The organism is Pseudomonas sp. Pdm06, assembly GCF_014851795.1.
Taxonomy (GTDB): domain Bacteria; phylum Pseudomonadota; class Gammaproteobacteria; order Pseudomonadales; family Pseudomonadaceae; genus Aquipseudomonas; species Aquipseudomonas fluorescens_AA.
The window spans coordinates 1-21,022 of the sequence record NZ_JACVAH010000006.1 but is presented as its reverse complement, the minus strand read 5'-3'; the positions used below and the strand labels follow the sequence as shown (position 1 = coordinate 21,022).

At 63.3% G+C, this 21,022-nt stretch carries 18 protein-coding genes; 15 read left to right on the top strand and 3 right to left on the bottom strand.

From position 1 onward, the window contains the following. Positions 1-107: 107 nt before the first annotated feature. From pdxH to IB266_RS11785, 7 genes are all read left to right on the top strand, one after another. A complete protein-coding gene (pdxH, locus tag IB266_RS11815) occupies positions 108-755 on the top strand; it encodes a pyridoxamine 5'-phosphate oxidase (RefSeq protein WP_192261283.1) in 648 nt (215 codons plus the stop codon). A gap of 95 nt (positions 756-850) precedes the next feature. Next, on the top strand, positions 851-1,405 hold the full coding sequence (gene moaB / locus IB266_RS11810; RefSeq protein ID WP_192261282.1) for a molybdenum cofactor biosynthesis protein B: 555 nt from the start codon (positions 851-853) through the stop codon (positions 1,403-1,405). Then, positions 1,402-2,637: a gephyrin-like molybdotransferase Glp gene (glp, locus tag IB266_RS11805; RefSeq protein ID WP_192261446.1), complete on the top strand. Its 1,236-nt coding sequence runs from the start codon at positions 1,402-1,404 to the stop codon at positions 2,635-2,637. Before moaB ends, glp begins: the two co-directional genes overlap by 4 nt. An 81-nt stretch (positions 2,638-2,718) precedes the next feature. Beyond that, positions 2,719-3,714 (top strand): ubiquinone anaerobic biosynthesis protein UbiU, encoded by a 996-nt coding sequence (gene ubiU, locus IB266_RS11800; RefSeq protein ID WP_122566490.1) that lies wholly within the window; start codon positions 2,719-2,721, stop codon positions 3,712-3,714. Between the two features lie 11 nt (positions 3,715-3,725). Then, a complete protein-coding gene (locus IB266_RS11795; RefSeq protein WP_192261281.1) occupies positions 3,726-4,616 on the top strand; it encodes a U32 family peptidase in 891 nt (296 codons plus the stop codon). Next, a complete protein-coding gene (gene ubiT / locus IB266_RS11790; RefSeq protein WP_060742091.1) occupies positions 4,610-5,080 on the top strand; it encodes a ubiquinone anaerobic biosynthesis accessory factor UbiT in 471 nt (156 codons plus the stop codon). Before IB266_RS11795 ends, ubiT begins: the two co-directional genes overlap by 7 nt. After that, a complete protein-coding gene (locus IB266_RS11785; RefSeq protein WP_192261280.1) occupies positions 5,080-5,454 on the top strand; it encodes a putative zinc-binding protein in 375 nt (124 codons plus the stop codon). The genes ubiT and IB266_RS11785 overlap by 1 nt, the downstream gene beginning before the upstream one ends. Positions 5,455-5,585: 131 nt before the next feature. Here the strand turns inward: IB266_RS11785 and IB266_RS11780 are convergent, their stop codons facing one another. The 3 genes from IB266_RS11780 to IB266_RS11770 all read right to left on the bottom strand — a co-directional run bounded on the left by IB266_RS11780 (position 5,586) and on the right by IB266_RS11770 (position 8,926). Then, positions 5,586-6,263, bottom strand: a complete 678-nt coding sequence (locus IB266_RS11780) for a Crp/Fnr family transcriptional regulator (protein WP_060742093.1) — start codon at positions 6,261-6,263, stop codon at positions 5,586-5,588. 219 nt (positions 6,264-6,482) lie between these two features. Continuing rightward, positions 6,483-7,130: a two-component system response regulator NarL gene (gene narL / locus IB266_RS11775; protein ID WP_057451904.1), complete on the bottom strand. Its 648-nt coding sequence runs from the start codon at positions 7,128-7,130 to the stop codon at positions 6,483-6,485. Continuing rightward, positions 7,127-8,926 (bottom strand): HAMP domain-containing protein, encoded by a 1,800-nt coding sequence (locus tag IB266_RS11770; RefSeq protein WP_060742095.1) that lies wholly within the window; start codon positions 8,924-8,926, stop codon positions 7,127-7,129. Before IB266_RS11770 ends, narL begins: the two co-directional genes overlap by 4 nt. Positions 8,927-9,235: 309 nt before the next feature. Between IB266_RS11770 and IB266_RS11765 the strand changes: the two genes are divergently transcribed. From IB266_RS11765 to moaA, 8 genes are all read left to right on the top strand, one after another. Next, positions 9,236-10,537 carry an MFS transporter gene (locus tag IB266_RS11765; protein WP_219734580.1) on the top strand — a complete coding sequence of 434 codons (1,302 nt, stop codon included), beginning with the start codon at positions 9,236-9,238 and terminating at the stop codon, positions 10,535-10,537. Continuing rightward, the gene (locus tag IB266_RS11760; RefSeq protein WP_192261279.1) at positions 10,515-11,912 is read left to right on the top strand and encodes a NarK family nitrate/nitrite MFS transporter; all 1,398 of its coding nucleotides are present in this window, start codon (positions 10,515-10,517) and stop codon (positions 11,910-11,912) included. Before IB266_RS11765 ends, IB266_RS11760 begins: the two co-directional genes overlap by 23 nt. Before the next feature lie 65 nt (positions 11,913-11,977). Further along, a complete protein-coding gene (locus IB266_RS11755; protein ID WP_192261278.1) occupies positions 11,978-15,751 on the top strand; it encodes a nitrate reductase subunit alpha in 3,774 nt (1,257 codons plus the stop codon). A 1-nt stretch (position 15,752) separates the two neighbouring features. Beyond that, positions 15,753-17,291: a nitrate reductase subunit beta gene (gene narH / locus IB266_RS11750; protein WP_060742099.1), complete on the top strand. Its 1,539-nt coding sequence runs from the start codon at positions 15,753-15,755 to the stop codon at positions 17,289-17,291. 2 nt (positions 17,292-17,293) lie between these two features. Then, positions 17,294-18,049 carry a nitrate reductase molybdenum cofactor assembly chaperone gene (gene narJ / locus IB266_RS11745; RefSeq protein WP_158456000.1) on the top strand — a complete coding sequence of 252 codons (756 nt, stop codon included), beginning with the start codon at positions 17,294-17,296 and terminating at the stop codon, positions 18,047-18,049. Then, positions 18,042-18,722, top strand: a complete 681-nt coding sequence (gene narI, locus IB266_RS11740) for a respiratory nitrate reductase subunit gamma (protein WP_060742101.1) — start codon at positions 18,042-18,044, stop codon at positions 18,720-18,722. The genes narJ and narI overlap by 8 nt, the downstream gene beginning before the upstream one ends. A gap of 10 nt (positions 18,723-18,732) precedes the next feature. Then, the gene (locus tag IB266_RS11735; RefSeq protein WP_192261277.1) at positions 18,733-19,686 is read left to right on the top strand and encodes a peptidylprolyl isomerase; all 954 of its coding nucleotides are present in this window, start codon (positions 18,733-18,735) and stop codon (positions 19,684-19,686) included. A gap of 25 nt (positions 19,687-19,711) precedes the next feature. Continuing rightward, positions 19,712-20,704 (top strand): GTP 3',8-cyclase MoaA, encoded by a 993-nt coding sequence (moaA, locus tag IB266_RS11730; RefSeq protein WP_192261276.1) that lies wholly within the window; start codon positions 19,712-19,714, stop codon positions 20,702-20,704. Positions 20,705-21,022: the final 318 nt, after the last annotated feature.

The following is a 21,022-nucleotide window of genomic DNA, read 5'->3' as shown; positions in this document are numbered from 1 at the left end:
GCGATAGCGCCCTACAACTCACCACAAGAACCGGCATTGACAACGATCAAGGCCCGCCAACGCAGTCGACTCCACACTGGCCCAAACCCATAGTGGAGATCACCCTCATGCCCCTTTCCTTGGCCAAAATGCGCCGCCAGTACACCCTCGACGGCCTGGATGAAGCCCAGGCACCGGACGATCCCCTGGTCCTGTTCGGGCTCTGGATGCAACAAGCCCGCGAGACCGAAAGCCCACCGGTGGAAGCCAACAGCATGGCCCTGGCGACGGTGGATGAGCAGGGCCGGCCCCATTGTCGGGTGCTGTTGCTCAAGGGTTTCGACGCCCAGGGTTTTTCGTTTTTCGGCAACTACGAAAGCGCCAAGGGACAGGACCTGGCGACGAATCCCTGGGCGGCCATGGCGTTTTTCTGGCCGGGGCTGGAGCGGCAAGTACGCATCGAAGGGGCTGTCCACAAACTCGATCCGGCGCTGTCGGATGCCTATTTCGAGTCGCGTTCCGCAGGCAGTCGCCTGGGTGCCTGGGCGTCGCCACAAAGTCGCCCACTGGCAGATCGGGCCGCGCTGGAAACCTTGCTGGCGCAGGCGGAACAACGCTTCGCCGATCACCCCGTGCCGCGTCCCGACCATTGGGGCGGTTATTGCCTGCGGCCCGAACGCCTGGAGTTCTGGCAGGGCCGCGCCGACCGTTTGCACGATCGCCTCGACTACCGCCTGCGCGATGGCGCCTGGCAGCGCAGCCGCCTGGCACCCTGACACCCTGACACCAAGGGAGGTACCTCCAAGGAGGAATAGGCCCGGCAACGATTGCGGTTCAGGCTGGGCCATCTTTTCTGACAGGACGGCTGATCATGGCCCATCTGACGCAACGCCTCTTTCAACCGCTGAACATCGCGGTCCTCACCATCAGCGATACTCGAACCTTCGACACCGACACCTCGGGCCAGACCCTGGCGGACCTGCTGCAGACGGCTGGACACGTGCTCATCGACCGTGGGCTGGTGAAGGACGATATCTATCAGATCCGCGCCCAGGTCTCCCAATGGATCGCCGACCCCAAGGTGCAGGTGGTGTTGATGACCGGCGGCACTGGTTTCACCCCGCGTGACAACACCCCCCAAGCGGTGGCGCCGTTGCTGGACAAGCAGGTGGACGGTTTCGGCGAGCTGTTCCGCCAGGTGTCGCTGGCGGAGATTGGCATGTCCACCCTGCAATCGCGGGCATTGGCGGGCATGAGCAATGGCGTGCTGGTGTGTTGCTTGCCAGGCTCGCCGGGGGCTTGTCGGACCGGTTGGGAGCAGATCCTGGCCGGGCAACTGGACAGTCGCACCGGCCCGTGCAATTTCACTCCGCACCTCAAGCCCCAGGACGGCATCGCCCCTGCCGCATGCGAGACGCGCTCGTGAGCGGTCGGGTGTGCGACAGCGGCGTGCTGATGCCGGTGGATGAGGCGATCCGGCATTTGCTCGACCAGGCACCGCCGCCACCGCCCGTGCAACGGGTCGGCCTGGACCAGGCCCTGGCGCGTGTGTTGGCTGCCGATATCCTGTGCCCGATGAATCTGCCGGCCTGGGACAACAGCGCGATGGACGGCTATGCCCTGCGGGCCGCTGACCTGCCGGTTGATGGCGGCTACCTGGCGTTGGCCGGGCGCATCGCCGCCGGTGACGAGCCGGGCGAACCGTTGCAGGCCGGGCAGGTCGTGCGGATTTTTACCGGTGCGCCGCTGCCACCGGGGGCCGACACGGTGGTGCCACAAGAGAGCTGCCAGGTCGATGGCGAGCGGGTCTGGTTACCGTCGGTCAACGGCGGTGACCATGTGCGCAAGGAAGGTGAGGAACTGCGTCGAGGAGACCGGCTGCTTGAAGCCGGCACGCGCCTGCGCGCCCAGGAGTTGGGTTTGCTCGCCGGTGCCGGAGTCCCTCAGGTGGACGTCTATCGCCCCTTGCAAGTGGGCTTGCTCAGCAGCGGCGATGAGCTGCGCGAACCGGGCGAGCCACTGGCGCCGGGGCAGATCTATAACAGCAATCGCCATAGCCTCGCCGCGCTGTTGCGCGGCTGGGGCGTCGAGGTGCATGACTTCGGGGTCATGCCCGACCAGTTGTTGGCCAGTCGGCAAGCGTTGCGCCTGGCCGCGGCCGAATGCGATGTGCTGATCACATCGGGCGGTGTTTCGGTGGGTGAAGAGGACCACCTCAAGCAAGCCATCGAAGCCTTGGGCAGCATCGACCTCTGGCGTTTGGCGATCCAGCCGGGCAAGCCCCTGGCCTTTGGCGATGTGGAAGGCAAGCCTTGGCTCGGGCTGCCGGGCAATCCGTCGGCGGCGTTGATTACCGCGCTGATCGTCGTGCGGCCGTTCCTGTTTCGGGCCCAGGGCATGGGCGATGTCCTGCCGGTGCCGTTGCAGCTGCCGGCGGGGTTCGACTGGCTCAAGCGCAACCGGCGTCGACAGTACTTGCGCGCCAGGTTGGTGGCGGATGCCAACGGTCACCTGTGCGTGACGCTGCACCCGCAGCAAAGTTCGGCGATGCTGACGGCCGCGTGCTGGGCCGATGGGCTGGCGGTGGTGGAGTGCGAGGCGCAGTTGCACAAGCACGACAAGGTGCTTTACCTGCCATTCACTGACCTGATGCATTGACGGCAATTGATTGCCGTCAAGGTCGCCGGCCGAGGGCTGGCTAGACTGGCGGCGGCCTTAGTTTTCTCACGAGGATGCCCCATGCAACTGGTTTGCCCGGCAGGGAATCTGCCTGCCCTCAAAGCGGCGGTGCGCCAAGGCGCCGATGCCGTCTATGTCGGCTTTCGCGATGACACCAATGCCCGGCACTTCGCCGGGCTGAACATGGACGACAAACAGTTCGATGCGGCTGTCGCGCACATCCGTCAGCACCAACGCAAACTGTACGTGGCGGTCAATACTTACCCGCAACCCAAGGGCTGGGAGCGCTGGCAACGGGCCGTGGACCGTGCCGCCGATTTCGGCGTGGACGCCCTGATCGCCGCCGACCCCGGCGTGCTCAGCTACGCCAGCCAGCGCCATCCGAAACTGGCGCTGCACCTGTCAGTACAAGGCTCGGCGACCCACGCCGCGGCCCTGGCTTTTTACGCCCAGCGCTATGACATCCGCCGCGCGGTGCTGCCGCGGGTGCTATCCCTGGCCCAGGTGCGGCAGGTGGCGGCGGGCAGCCCGGTGCCTATCGAAGTCTTCGGTTTCGGCAGCCTGTGCATCATGGCCGAGGGCCGTTGCCACTTGTCTTCCTACATCACCGGCGAATCGCCGAATCTGTGCGGCGTCTGCTCGCCCGCCAAGGCGGTGCGCTGGAGCGAGGACGCCCAAGGCCTCAGCGCACGCTTGAGCGAGGTGCTGATCGACCGCTACACCCCCGAAGAACCGGCCGGTTACCCGACCCTGTGCAAGGGCCGCTTCCTGGTGGGTGGCAAACGCTTCCATGCGCTGGAAGAACCCACCAGCCTCGACACCCTCGACCTGCTGCCGGAACTGACCGCCATCGGCGTTGAAGCGGTGAAAATCGAAGGCCGCCAGCGCAGCCCTGCCTACGTTGAGCAGGTAACCCGGGTCTGGCGCGCCGCGCTGGATGCCCACCAGGCCGCGCCGCAGCGGTTCCGGGTGCGGGAAGAATGGCGCCAGGTGCTGGCTGGTCTGTCCGAAGGCAGCCAGACCACCCTGGGCGCCTACCATCGATCATGGCAATGAGAGGAGGCCAGATGAAACTCAGCCTGGGACCGGTCCTGTTTTATTGGGACAAAGCGCAACTGGGGAATTTCTATGCCGAGATGTCGGCCTTGCCGCTGGACGTGATTTACCTGGGGGAAACCGTGTGCTCGAAGCGCCGGGCGTTTTCCCTGGATCAATGGCTGGGCCTGGGGCGCGAGCTGCAAACGTGTAGCCAGGCGCAGATTGTGTTGTCGAGCCTGACGTTGATCGAGGCGGCTTCGGAGCTGTCTTCGCTGCGACGCCTGTGTGACAACGGCCAATTGTTGGTGGAAGCCAACGACATGGGTGCGGTGCAGTTCCTGGCCGAACGCAAGCTGCCCTTCGTGGGCGGCCCGGCGCTGAACCTGTACAACGGCCATGCCCTGGGGCAATTGCTCGACAGCGGCATGATCCGCTGGGTGCCACCGGTGGAGTGCTCGGCGGCGCTGATCGGCGACGTGCTGGAGCAGGTGCGGGAGATGGACCGCGAGGTGCCTGAAGTGGAGATTTTTTCCTATGGTCATCTGCCCTTGGCGTACTCGGCGCGCTGCTTTACCGCCCGGGCCGAAAACCGACCCAAGGACGACTGTCAGTTCTGTTGCATCAACTACCCCGACGGCCTGGCGTTGAGCAGTCAGGAAGGCCAACAGTTGTTCACCCTCAACGGCATCCAGACGATGTCCGGCGAGGTGACCAACCTGCTGGCCGATTACCAAGCGCTGCTGGCCTGCGGTGCCGACCTGCTGCGGCTGAGCCCGCGCGCCCAGGGCATGGCCGAGGTGGTCGCGGCCTTCGACAAGGTTCGCCAGGGCGAGGCACCGCCGCTGTTCGTCGAAGGGTGCAACGGTTACTGGCACGGCCATGCCGGCATGTTGAAGGTAGAGGAGGCAGGCCTGTGTTGAGTCCGAAGAAGTGGGTGCTCAAGGGCGCTGACCGCTTGCTGCCCCTGGTGGGCAAGGTGCCGTTCGTGGTGCAGCGCTTGGCGTTGCAGCAGGCGCTCAATCGCTGCCTGGCCGAGCCGCTGCGCGATGGCGGGTTCGATGTGCTACGCGGGCGCTGGTTGTGCCTGCGGGTGCCCGACTTGAAGTTGTGCTGGTACCTGACCCTGGCGCGGGATGGATTGCGCATCGCCGAGCGCGCCGAGGCCCAGGTCACCATCAGTGGCAACTGGCGCGAATTCCTGTTGTTGGCCAGTCGTCAGGAGGACCCCGATACGTTGTTCTTCCGGCGGCGGTTGGTGATCGAGGGCGACACCGAACTGGGGCTGGCTTTGAAGAACCTGATCGACAGCCTCGACCCGGACGTATTGCCGCCGTGGTTATGGCGCAATCTGGAACGGGCGGGCAAGGGGTTGGCAGCAGTGTGATGAAAGCCCCAAGCGTATTGCCCTTGGTGTACTCCTGTTCCGGCTGTTCCAACGTGGCGCAACTGGCCAACACCGTCGCCCTGCGCCTGGACCGCGCCGGCCTGGCCGAGATGTCCTGCATCGTTGGCGTGGGTGGGCATGTGGCGCCACTGGTCAACAAGGCGCGGTCGGGGCGACGGATCATTGCCCTGGACGGTTGCCCGTTACAGTGCGTGCAGGCGTGTTTGCAGCAGCATGACCTGGAGGCGGATGTGCATGTGATTTTGAGTCAGTTGGGCTGGCGCAAGCGTTTTGGGGTCGATTGCTCGCAAGAGGAGGGCGATGCGTTGTTCGAGCGGTTGATAGCGATGATAGGGGGTGATCAAAGCCCCTGAGCCAAACACCGATCCCGTGGCGAGGGAGCTTGCTCCCGCTGGGTCCTGTAGGAGCTGGCGAAGCCTGCGATCTTTTGCTTGAGACTCAAGTGTCTGGGGAAAGATCGCAGCCTCGTTGCACTCGACAGCTCCTACTGCTGGTAAGCCTCCAGCGCCTCTTCGGCCAGGATGCGAATGTTGCGCCGCTCCATGGCGATCAGGCCGCCGTCCACCAGACGATGAAGAATCCGCGAAAAGGTTTCCGGCTGGATCCCCAGTTTGGAGGCCACCAGGCGTTTGGAAACCTGCAGGACCACCTGGCCGTCCCGTGGGTCGCGCTCCTGGAGCAAAAAGTTGATGACCCGCCGACTGGCGCTGGCCAGTGTGAGGTTATCGATGTCCTTGAGGCGCTGGTGCAGGTGGATGCTCATGCTCGCCAGAATCGCCAGGCAGACCTTGGGCTGGTCCTCCAGGGCCTTGCGGTAATGGGTGCCTTCGATACTCACCAGCACACTCTCCTTGATCGCCGATGCGCTGACCGGGTAGCAACGGGCCTGGCTGAACAGCAGGGCCTCGGCGAAGGTCTGCCCGGGCTGGATGATTTCCACCAGGTTCTCCTGGCCCTCGCCAGTGACCCGGAACAGCTTGATCTGGCCGCTGACCAGCAAGAAAAACCGCTTGGCCGGGTCGCCTTGGTGCATGAGCGTGCTGTTGCAGGCCAGGCGCTTGAGCACGGCGAGGTTGCAGACATCCTCAAAGACCCGCTCCGGCAACTGGCTGAACAGGTGATGACGACGCAACAGTAAAACGATGGAAGGGTGGGTCAGCATGGCGTACCTCCGCGTGCCGTCATGGTAGGGCCCAATACGCCGCCGGCCTATGCCTCCGCAGGCCTACCTCGGAAGAGGGAGGGCCTCTCGATCAAGGCAAAAACCCCTGTGGGAGCGAGCTTGCTCGCGATGAAGACGGCACAGACGACATCGCCGTAGGCTGACCCACCGCTATCGCGAGCAAGCTCGCTCCCACAGGGGGAAATGTGTTGAGTTGATCTAACCGGCCCCGCGCAAATGTTCCATCGCCCACACCGCCGCCTCCACCCGCGAGCGCAGGCCGAGCTTGTGCAGCAGGTTCTTCACATGGACCTTGACCGTGCCTTCGGTGATGCCCAGCTTGTGGCCGATGACCTTGTTGCTGTAGCCACCGGCGATGGTCTTGAGCACCTGGCGTTCGCGTTCGGTCAGTTCCACATCGGCCTGGCGCGGTGGCGAGCGCAGGGCCTGGGCCATGACGCGGGTCAGCCCGGGGCTGATCACCAGGGCACCGTTGAGGGCGTCGCGGATGTACTGGATCAGCAGCTCCGGCTCCATATCCTTGAGCAGGTAACCGTTGGCGTCCAGGCGCAGGGCATCGCGGATGTCGTCCTCGGCATCGGACACGGTGAACAACAGCACCTTGCCGGTGTAGTGCATGGCGCGCAGCCGGCGCAGGGTCTCGATGCCGTTCATCTGCGGCATGTTGTTGTCCAGCAACACCAGGTCGGGCTTGAGCGGTTCGATCAGGCTCAGGGCTTCTTCGCCGTGGCTGGCTTCGCCAACGATCTGCAAGTCGTCTTCGAGCTCGAGCATCTGGCGGATCCCGCGACGCATCATCGGGTGATCGTCGACCAGTAGCAGGGTGTGACGCAGGGGGGCGTTCATGTTGCGATGCCTTCGGTGGGTTGGCCCAGGAATTCCGGTTGGAAATGCACCTGGATACGGGTGCCCTGGGGTGTACGGGAGTGAATCTGCAGTTGGCCGTGCAGGCTGCGGGCCCGCTCGTTCATGATGTTCAGGCCATGGTGTTCGCGCTGGTCGACCTCGCCACTGAAGCCCCGGCCATCGTCTTCGATCGACAGGCGTACGGTCTCGCCTTCCTGGCGCAGTTCGAGCCAGGCGTTCTCGGCATGGGCGTGGCGCAGGCAGTTGGACAGGGCTTCGCGGGTGATCTGCAGGATGTGGATCTGCTCGCTGGCCGACAGCTCGAAGGCCAGGGTGTCGACGAACAGGTGCACCTGGAAGTCCCCGCGGTTGGAGAACTCTTCGGCGGTGTCCTTGAGTTCCTCGACCAGCCCGTCGTCGTGGATTTGCAGGCGGAAGGTGGTGAGCAGTTCACGCAGTTGCCGATAGGCATTGTTCAGCCCCTCGCGCAGCTCGCCGGTGACGGTCTCCAGGGTTTGCACCGGTTCGCCCCGGCGCATCAGGGTCTGCATGCGGCTGACTTGCAGCTTCATGTACGACAAGGCCTGGGCCAGGGAGTCATGCAGCTCGCGGGCAATGATCGTGCGTTCGTCAAGCAGCAGCAGGCGATGGTCCTGTTCGCGCTGGCGCTTGAGGGACAGCGACGTGCCGATCAGGTTGGCCAGGGCCTGGATCAATGCGGTTTCCCAGGGTTGCGCCGCGTGGCCATCGACGAAATGCGCCTTGAGCTCACCCAGTTCGGTGCCCTGGTTGCTGATGCTGAAGGCCTGCGGGCGGGCGGCGTTATGCCGGTGGCAACTGGCGCAATCGCTACTGGCGCAGACCTGGCGGCTGGCGGCGCCATGCAGGGCCAGCAGGTGCCTGGCCGGGGCCTGCAATTGCCCTTGCAGGCACAGCGTCAGGCGCAACCCCGGCAAGCGCTGCTGGAATCGGCGGATCAGCTCATCCAGGCCTTCGGCATTGGCCTGTCGCGTCGCCAGGCTGCGACTGCTCTGGTACAGCAGTTCGAGGGCAGCGTTGGCCTGTTGCAGGTTCAAGGTCTTTTGCTGGACCTGGTTTTCCAGGGTGCGGTGGGATTGCTCGATGGTCTCGGCCATGGTGTTGAAACTGGTCGCCAACTGCCCCAGTTCATCCTCGGACTGATGGTTGACCCGCACCTGGAATTCGCCACGGCGAAAGCGCTGGGTGGCGTCCACCAGTTCCTGCAAGGGCGTGACCACGCCGTACTGCAATTCATACAGGCCGATCAGCAGGATGATCATGGTGCTGAACAGCGCCATGCCCTGGATCGTCTGTTGCCAGCCTTGTTTGTGTTCGCTCTGGCGTTGCAGCAGGGTGACGAACTGGTCCAGTTGCTCAACGAAAGAAGGGGCGCTGCTTTGGAAAAACGCCGAATCGCCGCGCTCGATGGCCGGACGCAAGGTCTGGTTCCAGCGCTGGATGAGGTCGCGATAGCTCTTGTGCAGGGAGGTTTCCGGCCCATCTTCCAGCACAGCGCGCAGGGCCGGGCTGTCGAGGCGTTGTTGCAGGCTGTCGATGATCGCCGGGATGTCGTCGTTGGCCCCTGCCGCCAGTTTCCAGCTCAGGTGGTAGGTCTCCATGCGCACGGAGCCGGCGGTGTTGATGGCCGCGGCGTCGCCCTGGCTGAACCAGGCGATCAACCCGGCGCTCAAGGAACTGGCGAGGGCCAGGATGGCGATCAGGATCACCGCCAGCCCGGCGCGAGCGGGCAGGGAACTGCGCAGCCAACCCATCATCGACGTGGGCCGGGAAGGCAAAACGGTGAACCGAACATAGGGGGCGCCCTGGACCTGGGGGTGTAGCAGCCGATCCTGGGCGCACTACCTCTAAAGAGTTGCTGGCCGTTCCGTTTCCATAAAAGCCTCGGCCAACTGGGTCAAGATATTGATAAACAAGGGGTTTCATCGATATCCAGGTCTACCTCCTTGGAGGTAGACGGGCCAAGCATAGGCCTGTACCGCCCCGAGGCACGTTGACCCAGGTCAAGTTTTCGCGGGGTTCCTGTCACTAGGCTGCGCTCAATCGAACTGACGGAGTGCATCGTGATGCGAGCGCAAGTGCAACAAGGGCTGGTACTAGGGATGAGTACCCTGGCCTTCACCGTGTGCTTCATGGTCTGGATGATGTTTGCCGTGCTCGGCGTTCCGATCAAGGAACTGCTGGCCCTCAACGAAACCCAATTCGGCCTGCTGGCCGCCACGCCGGTGCTGACCGGTTCGCTGGTGCGCTTGCCCCTGGGGCTTCTGACCGACCGCTTCGGCGGACGAATCGTGTTCTTCCTGCTGATGCTGGCCTGTGTGTTGCCGCTGTACTTGATCACTCTAGCCACGGCCTTCTGGCAATTCCTGGTGCTGGGCCTGTTCGTCGGCCTGGCCGGCGGGTCGTTCTCGGTGGGCATCGCCTACGTCGCCAAGTGGTTCGACAAGCAGAACCAGGGCTTCGCCATGGGCGTCTTCGGTGCCGGCAACGCGGGTGCGGCGGTGACCAAGTTCCTCGCCCCGGCCCTGATCGCGTTCGGCTCCTGGCACCTGGTGCCCAAGGTGTTCAGCGCCATCCTGTTCATCACCGCGCTGTTGTTCTGGTTTCTCACCACCGAGAAAAAGGAACACAGCGGCACCGGCGGCGCCACCTTGCGCGAGCAGTTGAAAACCCTGAAAGAGCCGGCCGTGTGGCGCTACTGCCAGTACTACTCGATCGTGTTCGGCGGCTACGTGGCCCTGGCCTTGTGGATGACCAAGTACTACGTGCAGGAATACGGCTTCAGCCTGCAAAGCGCCGCGCTGTTGGCGGCCTGTTTCTCCCTGCCTGGCGGCGTGCTGCGGGCCGTCGGTGGCTGGATGTCCGACCGCTGGGGCGCCCAGAGCGTGACCTGGTGGGTGTTGTGGGTGAGCTGGATCTGTCTGTTCCTGCTGTCCTACCCCCAGACCCAACTGCAAGTGCAAACCGTCAACGGCATCGTCGACTTCCATATCGGCCTCAACGCCACGCTGTTCACCGTGCTGCTGTTCGTGATGGGCATCGCCTTCGCGTTCGGCAAGGCCTCGGTCTTCAAGTACATCGCCAATGATTACCCGAAAAACATGGGCGCAGTGTCCGGCATCGTCGGCTTGGCCGGCGGCTTGGGCGGGTTCGTGCTGCCGATCATGTTCGGCGCCCTGGTGGACCTCACCGGCGTGCGCTCGTCCTGCTTCATGTTGATGTACGGCGTGGTCTGGGTCTCCCTGACCTGGATGTACTTCAGCGAAATGCGCAAGCGCCCGCTGCTGGGTAAACAGTCGCCGGCCAGCCAATCCCCGTTTTCCAGCATTGCCCAAGGAGAAGAACATGTCCGTTCTGCAAACGCCTGAAAAAGGCCCGGTCATTCATGACTGGCGTCCGGAAGACCCTGCTTTCTGGGGCAGTAGCGGCAAGCTGACCGCCCGGCGCAACCTGTGGATCTCGATTCCTGCGCTGCTCTTGGCCTTCGCGGTCTGGATGGTCTGGAGCACAGTGATCGTGCGCCTCAACGCCATCGGCTTCAGTTTCACCACTGACCAGTTGTTCTGGCTGGCGGCGTTGCCGGGGCTGTCCGGCGCGACCTTGCGCATCTTCTATTCGTTCATGGTGCCGATCTTCGGTGGCCGTCGCTGGACGGCCCTGAGCACCGCGTCGCTGCTGCTGCCGGCGCTGTGGATGGGCTTCGCCGTGCAGGACTCGACCACGCCCTACAGCGTGTTCGTGCTGATCGCGCTGCTCTGCGGTTTTGGCGGCGGCAACTTCGCCTCGAGCATGTCCAACATCAGCTTCTTCTACCCCAAGTCCCAACAGGGTACCGCCCTGGGCCTGAACGCCGGGCTGGGTAACCTGGGCGTGTCGGTGATGCAGTTCAGCGTGCCCCTGGTGATCTCTTTCGGTGTGTTCGGCTTCATGGGCGGCCAGCCTCAGGTGCTGGCCGATGGCAGCTCGCTGTGGCTGCAGAACGCCGGTTTCATCTGGGTGCCGTTCATCCTCGCCGTCACCTTGATTGCCTGGTTCGGTATGAACGATTTGTCCAGCGCCCGCGCGTCGTTCAGCGAGCAGGCGGTGATCTTCAAGCGCAAGCACAACTGGCTGATGTGCTGGTTGTACCTGGCGACCTTCGGTTCGTTCATCGGTTTCTCCGCCGCGTTCCCGCTGCTGATCAAGACTTCGTTCCCGGAAGTCATCGCCCTGAAATTCGCCTTCCTTGGCCCGCTGGTAGGCGCGCTGGTGCGGCCGCTGGGCGGTTGGCTGGCGGACAAGCTCGGCGGTGCGAAGGTCACCCTGTGGAACTTCGTGCTGATGATCGTGATGGTGTTCGGCGTCTTGCACTTCCTGCCACAAGGCGGCCAGGGCGGCAGCTTCTACGGCTTCCTGGGCATGTTCATGTTGCTGTTCATCACCACCGGCGTGGGCAACGGTTCCACATTCCGCATGATCCCGGTGATCTTCCGCACCCTGCATGAAAAAGCCGCCCTGGGGAAAAAGCCCGAGGTGCGCGAGCAAGCCATCAAGGACGCGGGCAAGGAGTCGGCGGCGGTGCTGGGTTTCAGCTCGGCCATGGGCGCCTTCGGTGCGTTCTTCATTCCTAAATCATTCGGCTCTTCGATGGCCCTGACCGGCGGCCCGGAGATGGCCTTCTACATGTTCGTCGGCTTCTACCTGAGCTGCATCGTGGTGACCTGGTGGTGGTACGCCCGCAAAGGCGCGGCGACACCCTGCTAAGACGAATTCAACTATTGCGTGGGCGGGGCGTAGACCCCGCGGAGCAAGCCTGAGAGGAAGACACTGTGAGTCATTTACTGGATCAACTGCGGTTCTTCAACCGCAAGCAAGGCGAGTTTTCAGACGGCCATGGCGAGACCCGCAAGGAGTCCCGCGACTGGGAAAACGTCTACCGTTCCCGCTGGCAGTACGACAAGATCGTGCGCTCCACCCATGGGGTGAACTGCACCGGTTCGTGCTCATGGAAAATCTACGTCAAGAACGGCCTGATCACCTGGGAAACCCAGCAGACCGACTACCCGCGCACCCGCAATGACCTGCCCAACCACGAACCACGGGGCTGCCCGCGTGGCGCTAGCTACAGCTGGTACATCTACAGCGCCAACCGGCTCAAGTACCCGAAGATCCGCAAGCCATTGCTCAAGCTGTGGCGCGAAGCCCGGCAGACCTTGCCGCCAGTGGAAGCCTGGGCCAGCATCGTCGAGGACAAAGCCAAGGCTGACTCGTACAAGAGCAAGCGCGGCATGGGTGGTTTCATCCGTTCCAACTGGGAAGAAGTCAACGAGATCATCGCCGCCGCCAACGTCTACACCGTCAAGGAACACGGCCCGGACCGGGTGGTGGGCTTCTCGCCGATCCCGGCCATGTCGATGGTCAGTTATGCCGCCGGCTCGCGTTACCTGTCGCTGATCGGTGGCGTGTGCCTGAGCTTCTACGACTGGTATTGCGACCTGCCGCCTGCTTCGCCAATGGTGTGGGGCGAGCAGACCGACGTGCCGGAATCGGCCGACTGGTACAACTCCAACTACATCATTGCCTGGGGCTCCAACGTCCCGCAGACCCGTACCCCCGACGCCCACTTCTTCACCGAGGTGCGCTACAAGGGCACCAAGACCGTGGCGATCACCCCGGACTACTCGGAAGTCGCCAAGCTCACCGACCTGTGGCTCAACCCCAAGCAGGGCACCGACGCCGCCCTGGCCCAGGCCTTCAACCATGTGATCTTCAAAGAATTCCACCTGGACAAGCCCAGCGCCTATTTCACCGAGTACGCCAAGCGCTACACCGACCTGCCGGTGCTGGTGATGCTCAAGCCGATGCTTGGCGCGGCGCCGGGCGCGGGTTACCAGCCGGACCGTTTCCTGCGGGCCAGTGACTTGACCGACAACCTCGGCCAAGAGAACAACCCGGAATGGAAAACCATCGCCCTGGATGCCAGCGGCGAACTGGTCTCGCCCCAAGGCTCCATCGGCTATCGCTGGGGCGAGAAGGGCAAGTGGAACATCCTCCCCCGTGAAGGCGGCGAGGGGCGTGAGATCGACCTCAAGCTGAGCCTGATCGGCGGCGACGTCGCCGAGGTGGCGTTCCCGTACTTCGCCGGCGAAGCCCAGGAGTACTTCCAGCATGTGGCCGGTGACGCGGTGCAGTTCCGGCGGGTGCCGGTGCACAGCGTGGTGCTGGCCGACGGCAGCGTGGCGAAAGTCGCCACCGTGTTCGACCTGTCGGCCGCCAACCTGGCCATCGACCGTGGCCTGGGTGGCGCCAACGTCGCCAAGGACTACGACGACGCCTCGGTGCCCGGCACCCCGGCCTGGCAGGAGCAGATCACCGGTGTGAGCCGCGAGAAGGCGATCCAGATCGCCCGCGAGTTCGCCGACAACGCCGACAAGACCCGTGGACGCTCGATGATCATCGTCGGTGCGGCGATGAACCACTGGTACCACATGGACATGAACTACCGCGGGCTGATCAACATGCTCATGCTCTGCGGTTGCGTCGGCCAGACCGGCGGCGGCTGGGCCCACTATGTGGGCCAGGAAAAACTCCGTCCGCAATGCGGCTGGCTGCCCCTGGCCTTCGGCCTGGACTGGAACCGTCCGCCACGGCAGATGAACGGCACCAGCTTCTTCTATGGCCACAGTTCGCAATGGCGCCACGAGAAGATGAGCATGCACGACGTGCTCTCGCCCCTGGCCGACAAATCGCAGTTCCCCGAGCACGCCCTGGACTACAACATCCGCGCCGAACGGGCTGGCTGGTTGCCGAGCGCGCCGCAACTCAACACCAACCCGCTGCACATCTGCCGCGATGCCGCCGCCGCGGGCCTGGAGCCCAAGGACTACGTGGTCAAGTCGCTGCAGGACGGTTCCCTGCGCTTTGCCTGCGAACAGCCGGACAGCCCGGTGAACTTTCCGCGCAACATGTTCATCTGGCGTTCCAACTTGCTGGGCTCCTCGGGCAAGGGCCACGAGTACATGCTCAAGTACTTGCTGGGCACCAAGAACGGTGTGATGAACGAAGACATTGGCCATGGCACCGAGTGCAAGCCCACCGAAGCCGAATGGGTCGACGAGGGCGCCATTGGCAAGCTCGACCTAGTGACCACCCTGGACTTCCGCATGTCCTCGACCTGCGTGTATTCCGACATCGTCTTGCCGACCGCGACCTGGTACGAAAAAGACGACATGAACACCTCGGACATGCACCCGTTCATCCACCCACTGTCGGCCGCCATCGATCCGGCCTGGGAGTCGCGTTCGGACTGGGAAATCTACAAAGGTATCGCCAAGGCGTTTTCCGCCATGTCGGTCGGCCACCTGGGCGTGGAAAAAGACCTGGTCACCGTACCGTTGATGCACGACAGCGTCGGCGAACTGGCCCAACCCTTTGGCGGCACCGACTGGAAAAGTGCCGGTGTGGCGCCGGTCCCGGGCAAGAACGCACCGAACCTGCAGGTGGTGGAGCGCGACTATCCGAACATCTACAAGCAGTTCACCTCCCTGGGCCCAATGCTCGAGAAGCTCGGCAATGGCGGCAAGGGCATCAACTGGAACACCGAGACTGAAGTGAAATTCCTCGGCGAACTGAACCACAAGGAAGTCGAGGCCGGCATCAGCCAAGGGCGGCCAAAAATCGACAGCGCCATCGACGCCGCCGAAGTGATCCTGTCCCTGGCCCCGGAAACCAACGGCCATGTCGCGGTGAAAGCCTGGGCGGCGCTGTCGGAATTCACCGGTATCGACCACAGCCACCTGGCCGTCTCCAAGGAGCACGAGGCCATTCGTTTCCGCGACATTCAGGCCCAGCCGCGCAAGATCATTTCCAGCCCGACCTGGTCCGGCCTGGAAGACGATCACGTGAGCTACAACGCCGGCTACACCAACGTCCATGAGTCGATCCCATGGCGCACCATCACCGGTCGCCAGCAGTTCTATCAGGATCACCCGTGGATGCAGGCGTTCGGCGAACAGCTGATGAGCTACCGGCCACCGGTCAACACCCGCACCATCGCCGGCGTGAAGGGCAAGCGCAGCAATGGCGAGACCGAGATCGTCCTGAACTGGATCACCCCGCACCAGAAGTGGGGCATCCACAGCACCTACAGCGACAACCTGCTGATGCTGACCTTGAGCCGTGGCGGGCCGATTGTCTGGCTCTCGGAAATCGACGCCAAGCGCGCCGGTATCGAGGACAACGACTGGATCGAATGCTTCAACGTCAACGGCGCATTGACCGCTCGTGCGGTGGTCAGCCAGCGGGTCAAGGAAGGCATGGTGATGATGTATCACGCCCAGGAACGGATCGTGAATGTACCCGGTTCGGAAACCACCAAGACCCGTGGCGGCCACCACAACTCGGTGACCCGTGTGGTGCTCAAGCCTACCCACATGATTGGTGGCTACGCCCAACAGGCCTATGGCTTCAACTATTACGGCACGGTCGGATGCAACCGCGACGAGTTCGTCGTGGTGCGCAAGATGTCCAAGGTCGATTGGCTCGACGGTTCCAGTGGCGATGATCTGCCGCGTCCACTGCCGACTGATATCGAGGAGAACTGAGATGAAGATTCGCTCACAAATCGGCATGGTCCTGAACCTGGACAAATGCATCGGCTGCCACACTTGCTCGATCACCTGCAAGAACGTCTGGACCAGCCGCGAAGGCATGGAATACGCCTGGTTCAACAACGTTGAATCCAAGCCGGGCATCGGCTATCCCAAGGAGTGGGAAAACCAGGACAAGTGGAAGGGCGGCTGGGTCCGTAACGCCGACGGTTCGATCAACCCGCGCATCGGCGGCAAGTTCCGCGTGTTGGCGAACATCTTCGCCAACCCGGACCTGCCCAGCCTGGACGATTACTACGAACCGTTCGACTTCGACTATCAGCACCTGCACACCGCGCCACTGGGCGAGCATCAACCCACCGCACGCCCGCGTTCGCTGGTGTCTGGCAAGCGCATGCAGAAAATCGAATGGGGCCCGAACTGGGAGGAAATCCTCGGTACCGAGTTCGCCAAGCGGCGCAAGGACAAGAACTTCGACAAGATCCAGGCGGACATCTACGGCGAGTACGAAAACACTTTCATGATGTACCTGCCGCGCCTGTGCGAGCACTGCCTGAACCCAGCGTGCGCCGCATCGTGCCCGAGCGGGGCGATCTACAAGCGCGAAGAGGACGGCATCGTCCTGATCGACCAGGAGAAATGCCGCGGCTGGCGCATGTGCATCAGCGGCTGCCCGTACAAGAAGATCTATTTCAACTGGAAAAGCGGCAAGTCGGAAAAATGCATCTTCTGCTACCCGCGCATCGAAGCCGGGATGCCGACGGTCTGCGCTGAAACCTGCGTCGGCCGCATCCGTTACCTCGGCGTGCTGCTGTATGACGCCGACCGCATCAGCGAAGTGGCGAGCACCGCCGATGAGAAGGACCTGTACGAGAAGCAACTGGAGATTTTCCTCGACCCCAACGACCCGGCGGTGATTCGCCAAGCCCTGGCCGATGGCGTGCCGCAGTCGGTGATCGATTCGGCGCAACGTTCGCCGGTCTACAAAATGGCCGTGGACTGGAAACTCGCACTGCCACTGCACCCGGAATACCGCACCTTGCCAATGGTCTGGTACGTGCCGCCACTGTCACCGATCCAGAACGCTGCCGCCGCCGGTACCGTGGGCATGAACGGGGTGATCCCGGATGTCGACAGCCTGCGCATTCCGCTGCGTTACCTGGCGAACATGCTCACCGCCGGCGATGAAAAACCGGTCAAGCGCGCCCTCAAGCGTCTGCTGGCGATGCGGGCCTACAAGCGCTCCGAACAGGTCGACGGCGTGCAGGACTTGCAAGTGCTGGCCGACGTCGGCTTGAGCGTGAACCAGGTGGAAGAGATGTACCGCTACCTGGCCATCGCCAACTACGAAGACCGTTTCGTCGTACCGAGCGCCCACCGTGAAGACGCCATGAGCGATGCGTTCGCCGAACGCTCCGGTTGTGGTTTCAGCTTCGGCAGCGGCTGCAGCGGCAGCTCCGACACCAATATGTTCGGCGGCAAGAAGGCCAATCGTCGCGACGTGATCAAAACCGTGCAGTTGTGGGAGGAATGAACATGCGCATTCTCAAGGTGATTTCGTTGCTGCTCGATTATCCGACCGAGACCCTGGTGGCCGGTCGCGACGAGCTGGAGCAGGCCATTGCGCAAGCGCGGGAGATCAGTCCCCAGCAGCGCGCCGGGCTGTTCGAATTGCTGGAAGTGATCTGCGGCAAGGACTTGATGGACGGCCAGGAACACTACGGAGCGCTGTTCGGCCGGGGCCGTTCGCTGTCGCTGCTGTTGTTCGAACATGTCCATGGCGAGTCCCGCGACCGGGGCCAGGCCATGGTGGACATGATGGCGCAGTACGAAGAGGCCGGTTTCGCCATCGGCGTCAAAGAGTTGCCTGACTACATCCCGCTGTACCTGGAGTTTCTTTCTACCCGCGAAGACATCGAGGCCCGCGAGGGCCTGGCGGATGTGGCGCATCTGCTGGCCTTGCTCGCGGCGCGCCTGGACGAGCGTGAAAGCGTCTACGCCAGTTGCTTCCGGGCGTTGTTGCAAATCGCCGGGGCCGAACCCCAGGTGGCGGTGGCCGAGTTGCGCGAGCAAGTGAAAGCCGAGCCTCGGGACGACTCCCTCGAAGCCCTGGACAAGATCTGGGAAGAAGAGCAGGTGGATTTCATGAAGGCCGAACAGCAGGACCGTTGCAGTTCACTGCCCAGCGCGCCAGGCAAGGCGCGGGACGAAAGCGCGGTGCCGTTGCACTGGGTGGATTTTCAGCATGAAGGGCGGGCCGCAGCGCCAGCCGGGGAGGTGGGCAATGTCTAAATGGGATCTGTTGTTGTTCGGGGTCTACCCCTATGTCGCTTTGGCGATTTGCCTGCTCGGCAGCTGGGCACGGTTTGACCTGTCCCAGTACACCTGGAAGGCCGGTTCCAGCCAGATGCTGAACAAGCGTGGCATGCGCGTGGCGAGCAACCTGTTTCACGTTGGCGTGCTGTTCGTGTTGGCCGGGCACTTCGTCGGCCTGCTGACGCCGGCGGCGATCTATCACCATGTGCTGAGCACTGAGAACAAGCAGTTGCTGGCGATGGTTTCCGGTGGGTTCTTCGGCGTGCTGGGCCTGATCGGCCTGGTGATGCTGCTCAACCGCCGCTTGACCGACCCACGGGTGCGCGCCACCTCCAATGTCTCGGACATCCTCGTGCTGGTGGTGTTGCTGGTGCAACTGGTGCTGGGGCTGATGACCATCGTCGCATCCACCGCCCATATGGACGGCTCGGTGATGGTGATGCTGGCCGACTGGGCCCAGAACACTGTGCTGTTGCGGCCGGTGGAAGCCGCTACCGCGATAGCGCCGGTGGGCCTGGTCTACAAGCTCCACGTGGTGCTGGGCTTGACCCTGTTCGTGCTGTTCCCGTTCACCCGTCTGGTTCACATCGTCAGTGCGCCGGTCTGGTACCTGGGGCGTCGTTATCAAATCGTTCGGCAGAAGTTCTGAGGAGAAGATCATGGCGAGTGGATGCGGATGTGGCGGTGGTAGCGGTGGCGGTGGTTGCGGTTCCTCGGCAAAAGTGCCGCCGGTGGTCGATGTGGAGCCCCTAGGGGCGGTGCAGTTCGAGCCGGCCCAGGCCGGGCCGGTGGTGGAAGATCAAGCGCCCGAGTTGATCGCCAGCAGTGAGCAGGAGTGGCCGATCATCAGCGTCAACGGGGTGTCGATCACCCCGCAGGCGATGGCCCAGGAGCTGCAATATCACCCGGCCGACAGTCGCGAGGACGCGGTGTACCAGGCCGCTCGGGCCCTGGTGATTCGCCAATTGCTCCAGCAGCGTATCGCCGAGCTGGGCCTGGCGTTGCAGGTCGGTGCCGGTGAAAACGAAGAAGAGGCAGCCACGCGGCTGTTGCTCGAGCGCGAGGTGCAGGTGCCGCAGTGTGACGAGGCCACCTGCCAGCGTTACTACGAAAGCAACCGGGCGCGCTTTCACAGCGCGCCGTTGCTGGCGGTGCGGCACATCCTGCTCGAATGCGCGCCGGACGATGCCGAGGCCCGCAGCCTGGCCCATGTCCAGGCCGAGCTGCTGCTGGAGCGGCTGGACCAGTTCCCGGGCAGCTTCGCCGAGTTGGCGCTGAAATATTCGGCGTGTCCATCCAAGGCGCAGGGCGGCTCGCTGGGGCAGATCAGCAAGGGCCAGACCGTGCCTGAGCTGGAGCGCCAGTTGTTCACCCTGCCGGCGGGCCTGGCGGGCAAGCCGCTGGAAAGTCGCTACGGCTGGCATGTGATCAGCATTGACCAGCGCATCGATGGCCAGCCGTTGCCGTATGAGGCCGTGGCGACAGCGATTCGTACGCAGTTGCAGCAGGGCGTTTGGCAAAAGGCGCTGGTGCAATACCTGCAAACCCTGATCGGTGCGGCGGATATTCGCGGTATTCACCTTCAGGGCGCCGACTCGCCGCTGGTGCAGTGAGCACAGGTTCAATCGGGAGATCTTCATGAACGCGGTGTTGCAGGACGGATTTGGGCGCCAGATCGATTATTTGCGGATGTCGGTGACCGATCGTTGTGATTTTCGTTGTGTGTATTGCATGGCGAAAAACATGACCTTCCTGCCGCGTCAGCAAGTCTTGACCCTGGAAGAATTGCAGCGCCTGGCGCGGTTGTTCGTCGGCCTGGGGGTGAAGAAAATCCGCCTGACCGGTGGCGAGCCGCTGATCCGCCCGGGCATCGTCGGGCTATGTCGCGACATCGCGGCACTGCCCGGCCTGCGGGAACTGGTGATGACCAGCAACGGCTCGCAGTTGGGGCGTCTGGCCCAGCCGCTGGTCGAGGCTGGGGTCAAGCGCATGAACATCAGCCTCGACAGCCTCGACGGTGAGCGTTTTCGGGCGATCACCCGTAACGGCAACCTCGATCAAGTGCTGGCAGGGATTGAAGCGGCGAAGGTCGCCGGGTTCGAGCGGATCAAGCTCAACTGCGTGGTCATGAAAGGGCGCAACTTCGATGAAGTCCCGGCGCTGGTGCAGTACGCCATCGACCAACACATCGATATCAGCTTCATCGAAGAAATGCCGTTGGGGGAGGTTGGGCGTTCCCGGGGGGAGTCGTTCTGTTCCAGCGATGAGGTCCGGGCCGAGATCGCTCGCCATCACCGGCTGCTGGACAGCGCCGAAAACAGCGGCGGGCCGGCGCGTTATGTGCGTTTGGAACAGCATCCGGATACCCGGATCGGTTTCATTTCCCCTAACACCCACAACTTCTGCGCCAGTTGCAACCGCGTGCGCATGACTGTCGAAGGGCGCTTGCTGTTGTGCCTGGGGCAAGAAGACTCCCTTGACCTGCGCGGTTTGCTGCGACGTTATCCGCTGGACGATCAACCGGTGATCCAGGCGGTGCAGCAGGCGTTGCGCGGCAAGCCATTGCGGCATGACTTCAACCCGGGTGGGGAGGTGCAGATTGTGCGGTTCATGAATATGAGTGGGGGTTAAGGGCTTGCGCGGACCCCGTGGCGAGGGAGCTTGCTCCCGCTGGGCTGCGTAGCAGTCCTGTTCTGGGTGCTGGGGTGCTGGGGTGCTGGGGACATATCCGTTTCTGCGGTAACGGCCACTTAGGGTTCCGCCCTGACGGCGGCTCACTTTTGAGAAGCCTGCGCGGCCCGGCGAAAAGTAAGCAAAACGCTTTTGCCCCACCACTCGGCACCTCGCCTAGGCTCGGTGTGCCCTCACTCCGGCATTGCTCCGTGGGCCGCCGCGAAGGGCCATCCATGGCCCAGCGCGGCTATCCCGGCATCCATGCCGGGATGCCCA

Excerpts from the sequence above, each read along its gene's own strand:
- pdxH (WP_192261283.1), top strand. The coding sequence starts at position 108 with ATGCCCCTTTCCTTGGCCAAAATGCGCCGCCAGTACACCCTCGACGGC.
- moaB (WP_192261282.1), top strand. The coding sequence starts at position 851 with ATGGCCCATCTGACGCAACGCCTCTTTCAACCGCTGAACATCGCGGTC.
- ubiU (WP_122566490.1), top strand. The coding sequence starts at position 2,719 with ATGCAACTGGTTTGCCCGGCAGGGAATCTGCCTGCCCTCAAAGCGGCG.
- IB266_RS11795 (WP_192261281.1), top strand. The coding sequence starts at position 3,726 with ATGAAACTCAGCCTGGGACCGGTCCTGTTTTATTGGGACAAAGCGCAA.
- IB266_RS11785 (WP_192261280.1), top strand. The coding sequence starts at position 5,080 with ATGAAAGCCCCAAGCGTATTGCCCTTGGTGTACTCCTGTTCCGGCTGT.
- IB266_RS11780 (WP_060742093.1), bottom strand. The coding sequence starts at position 6,263 with ATGCTGACCCACCCTTCCATCGTTTTACTGTTGCGTCGTCATCACCTG.
- narL (WP_057451904.1), bottom strand. The coding sequence starts at position 7,130 with ATGAACGCCCCCCTGCGTCACACCCTGCTACTGGTCGACGATCACCCG.
- IB266_RS11770 (WP_060742095.1), bottom strand. The coding sequence starts at position 8,926 with ATGATGGGTTGGCTGCGCAGTTCCCTGCCCGCTCGCGCCGGGCTGGCG.
- IB266_RS11765 (WP_219734580.1), top strand. The coding sequence starts at position 9,236 with ATGCGAGCGCAAGTGCAACAAGGGCTGGTACTAGGGATGAGTACCCTG.
- IB266_RS11760 (WP_192261279.1), top strand. The coding sequence starts at position 10,515 with ATGTCCGTTCTGCAAACGCCTGAAAAAGGCCCGGTCATTCATGACTGG.
- narH (WP_060742099.1), top strand. The coding sequence starts at position 15,753 with ATGAAGATTCGCTCACAAATCGGCATGGTCCTGAACCTGGACAAATGC.
- narJ (WP_158456000.1), top strand. The coding sequence starts at position 17,294 with ATGCGCATTCTCAAGGTGATTTCGTTGCTGCTCGATTATCCGACCGAG.
- narI (WP_060742101.1), top strand. The coding sequence starts at position 18,042 with ATGTCTAAATGGGATCTGTTGTTGTTCGGGGTCTACCCCTATGTCGCT.
- IB266_RS11735 (WP_192261277.1), top strand. The coding sequence starts at position 18,733 with ATGGCGAGTGGATGCGGATGTGGCGGTGGTAGCGGTGGCGGTGGTTGC.
- moaA (WP_192261276.1), top strand. The coding sequence starts at position 19,712 with ATGAACGCGGTGTTGCAGGACGGATTTGGGCGCCAGATCGATTATTTG.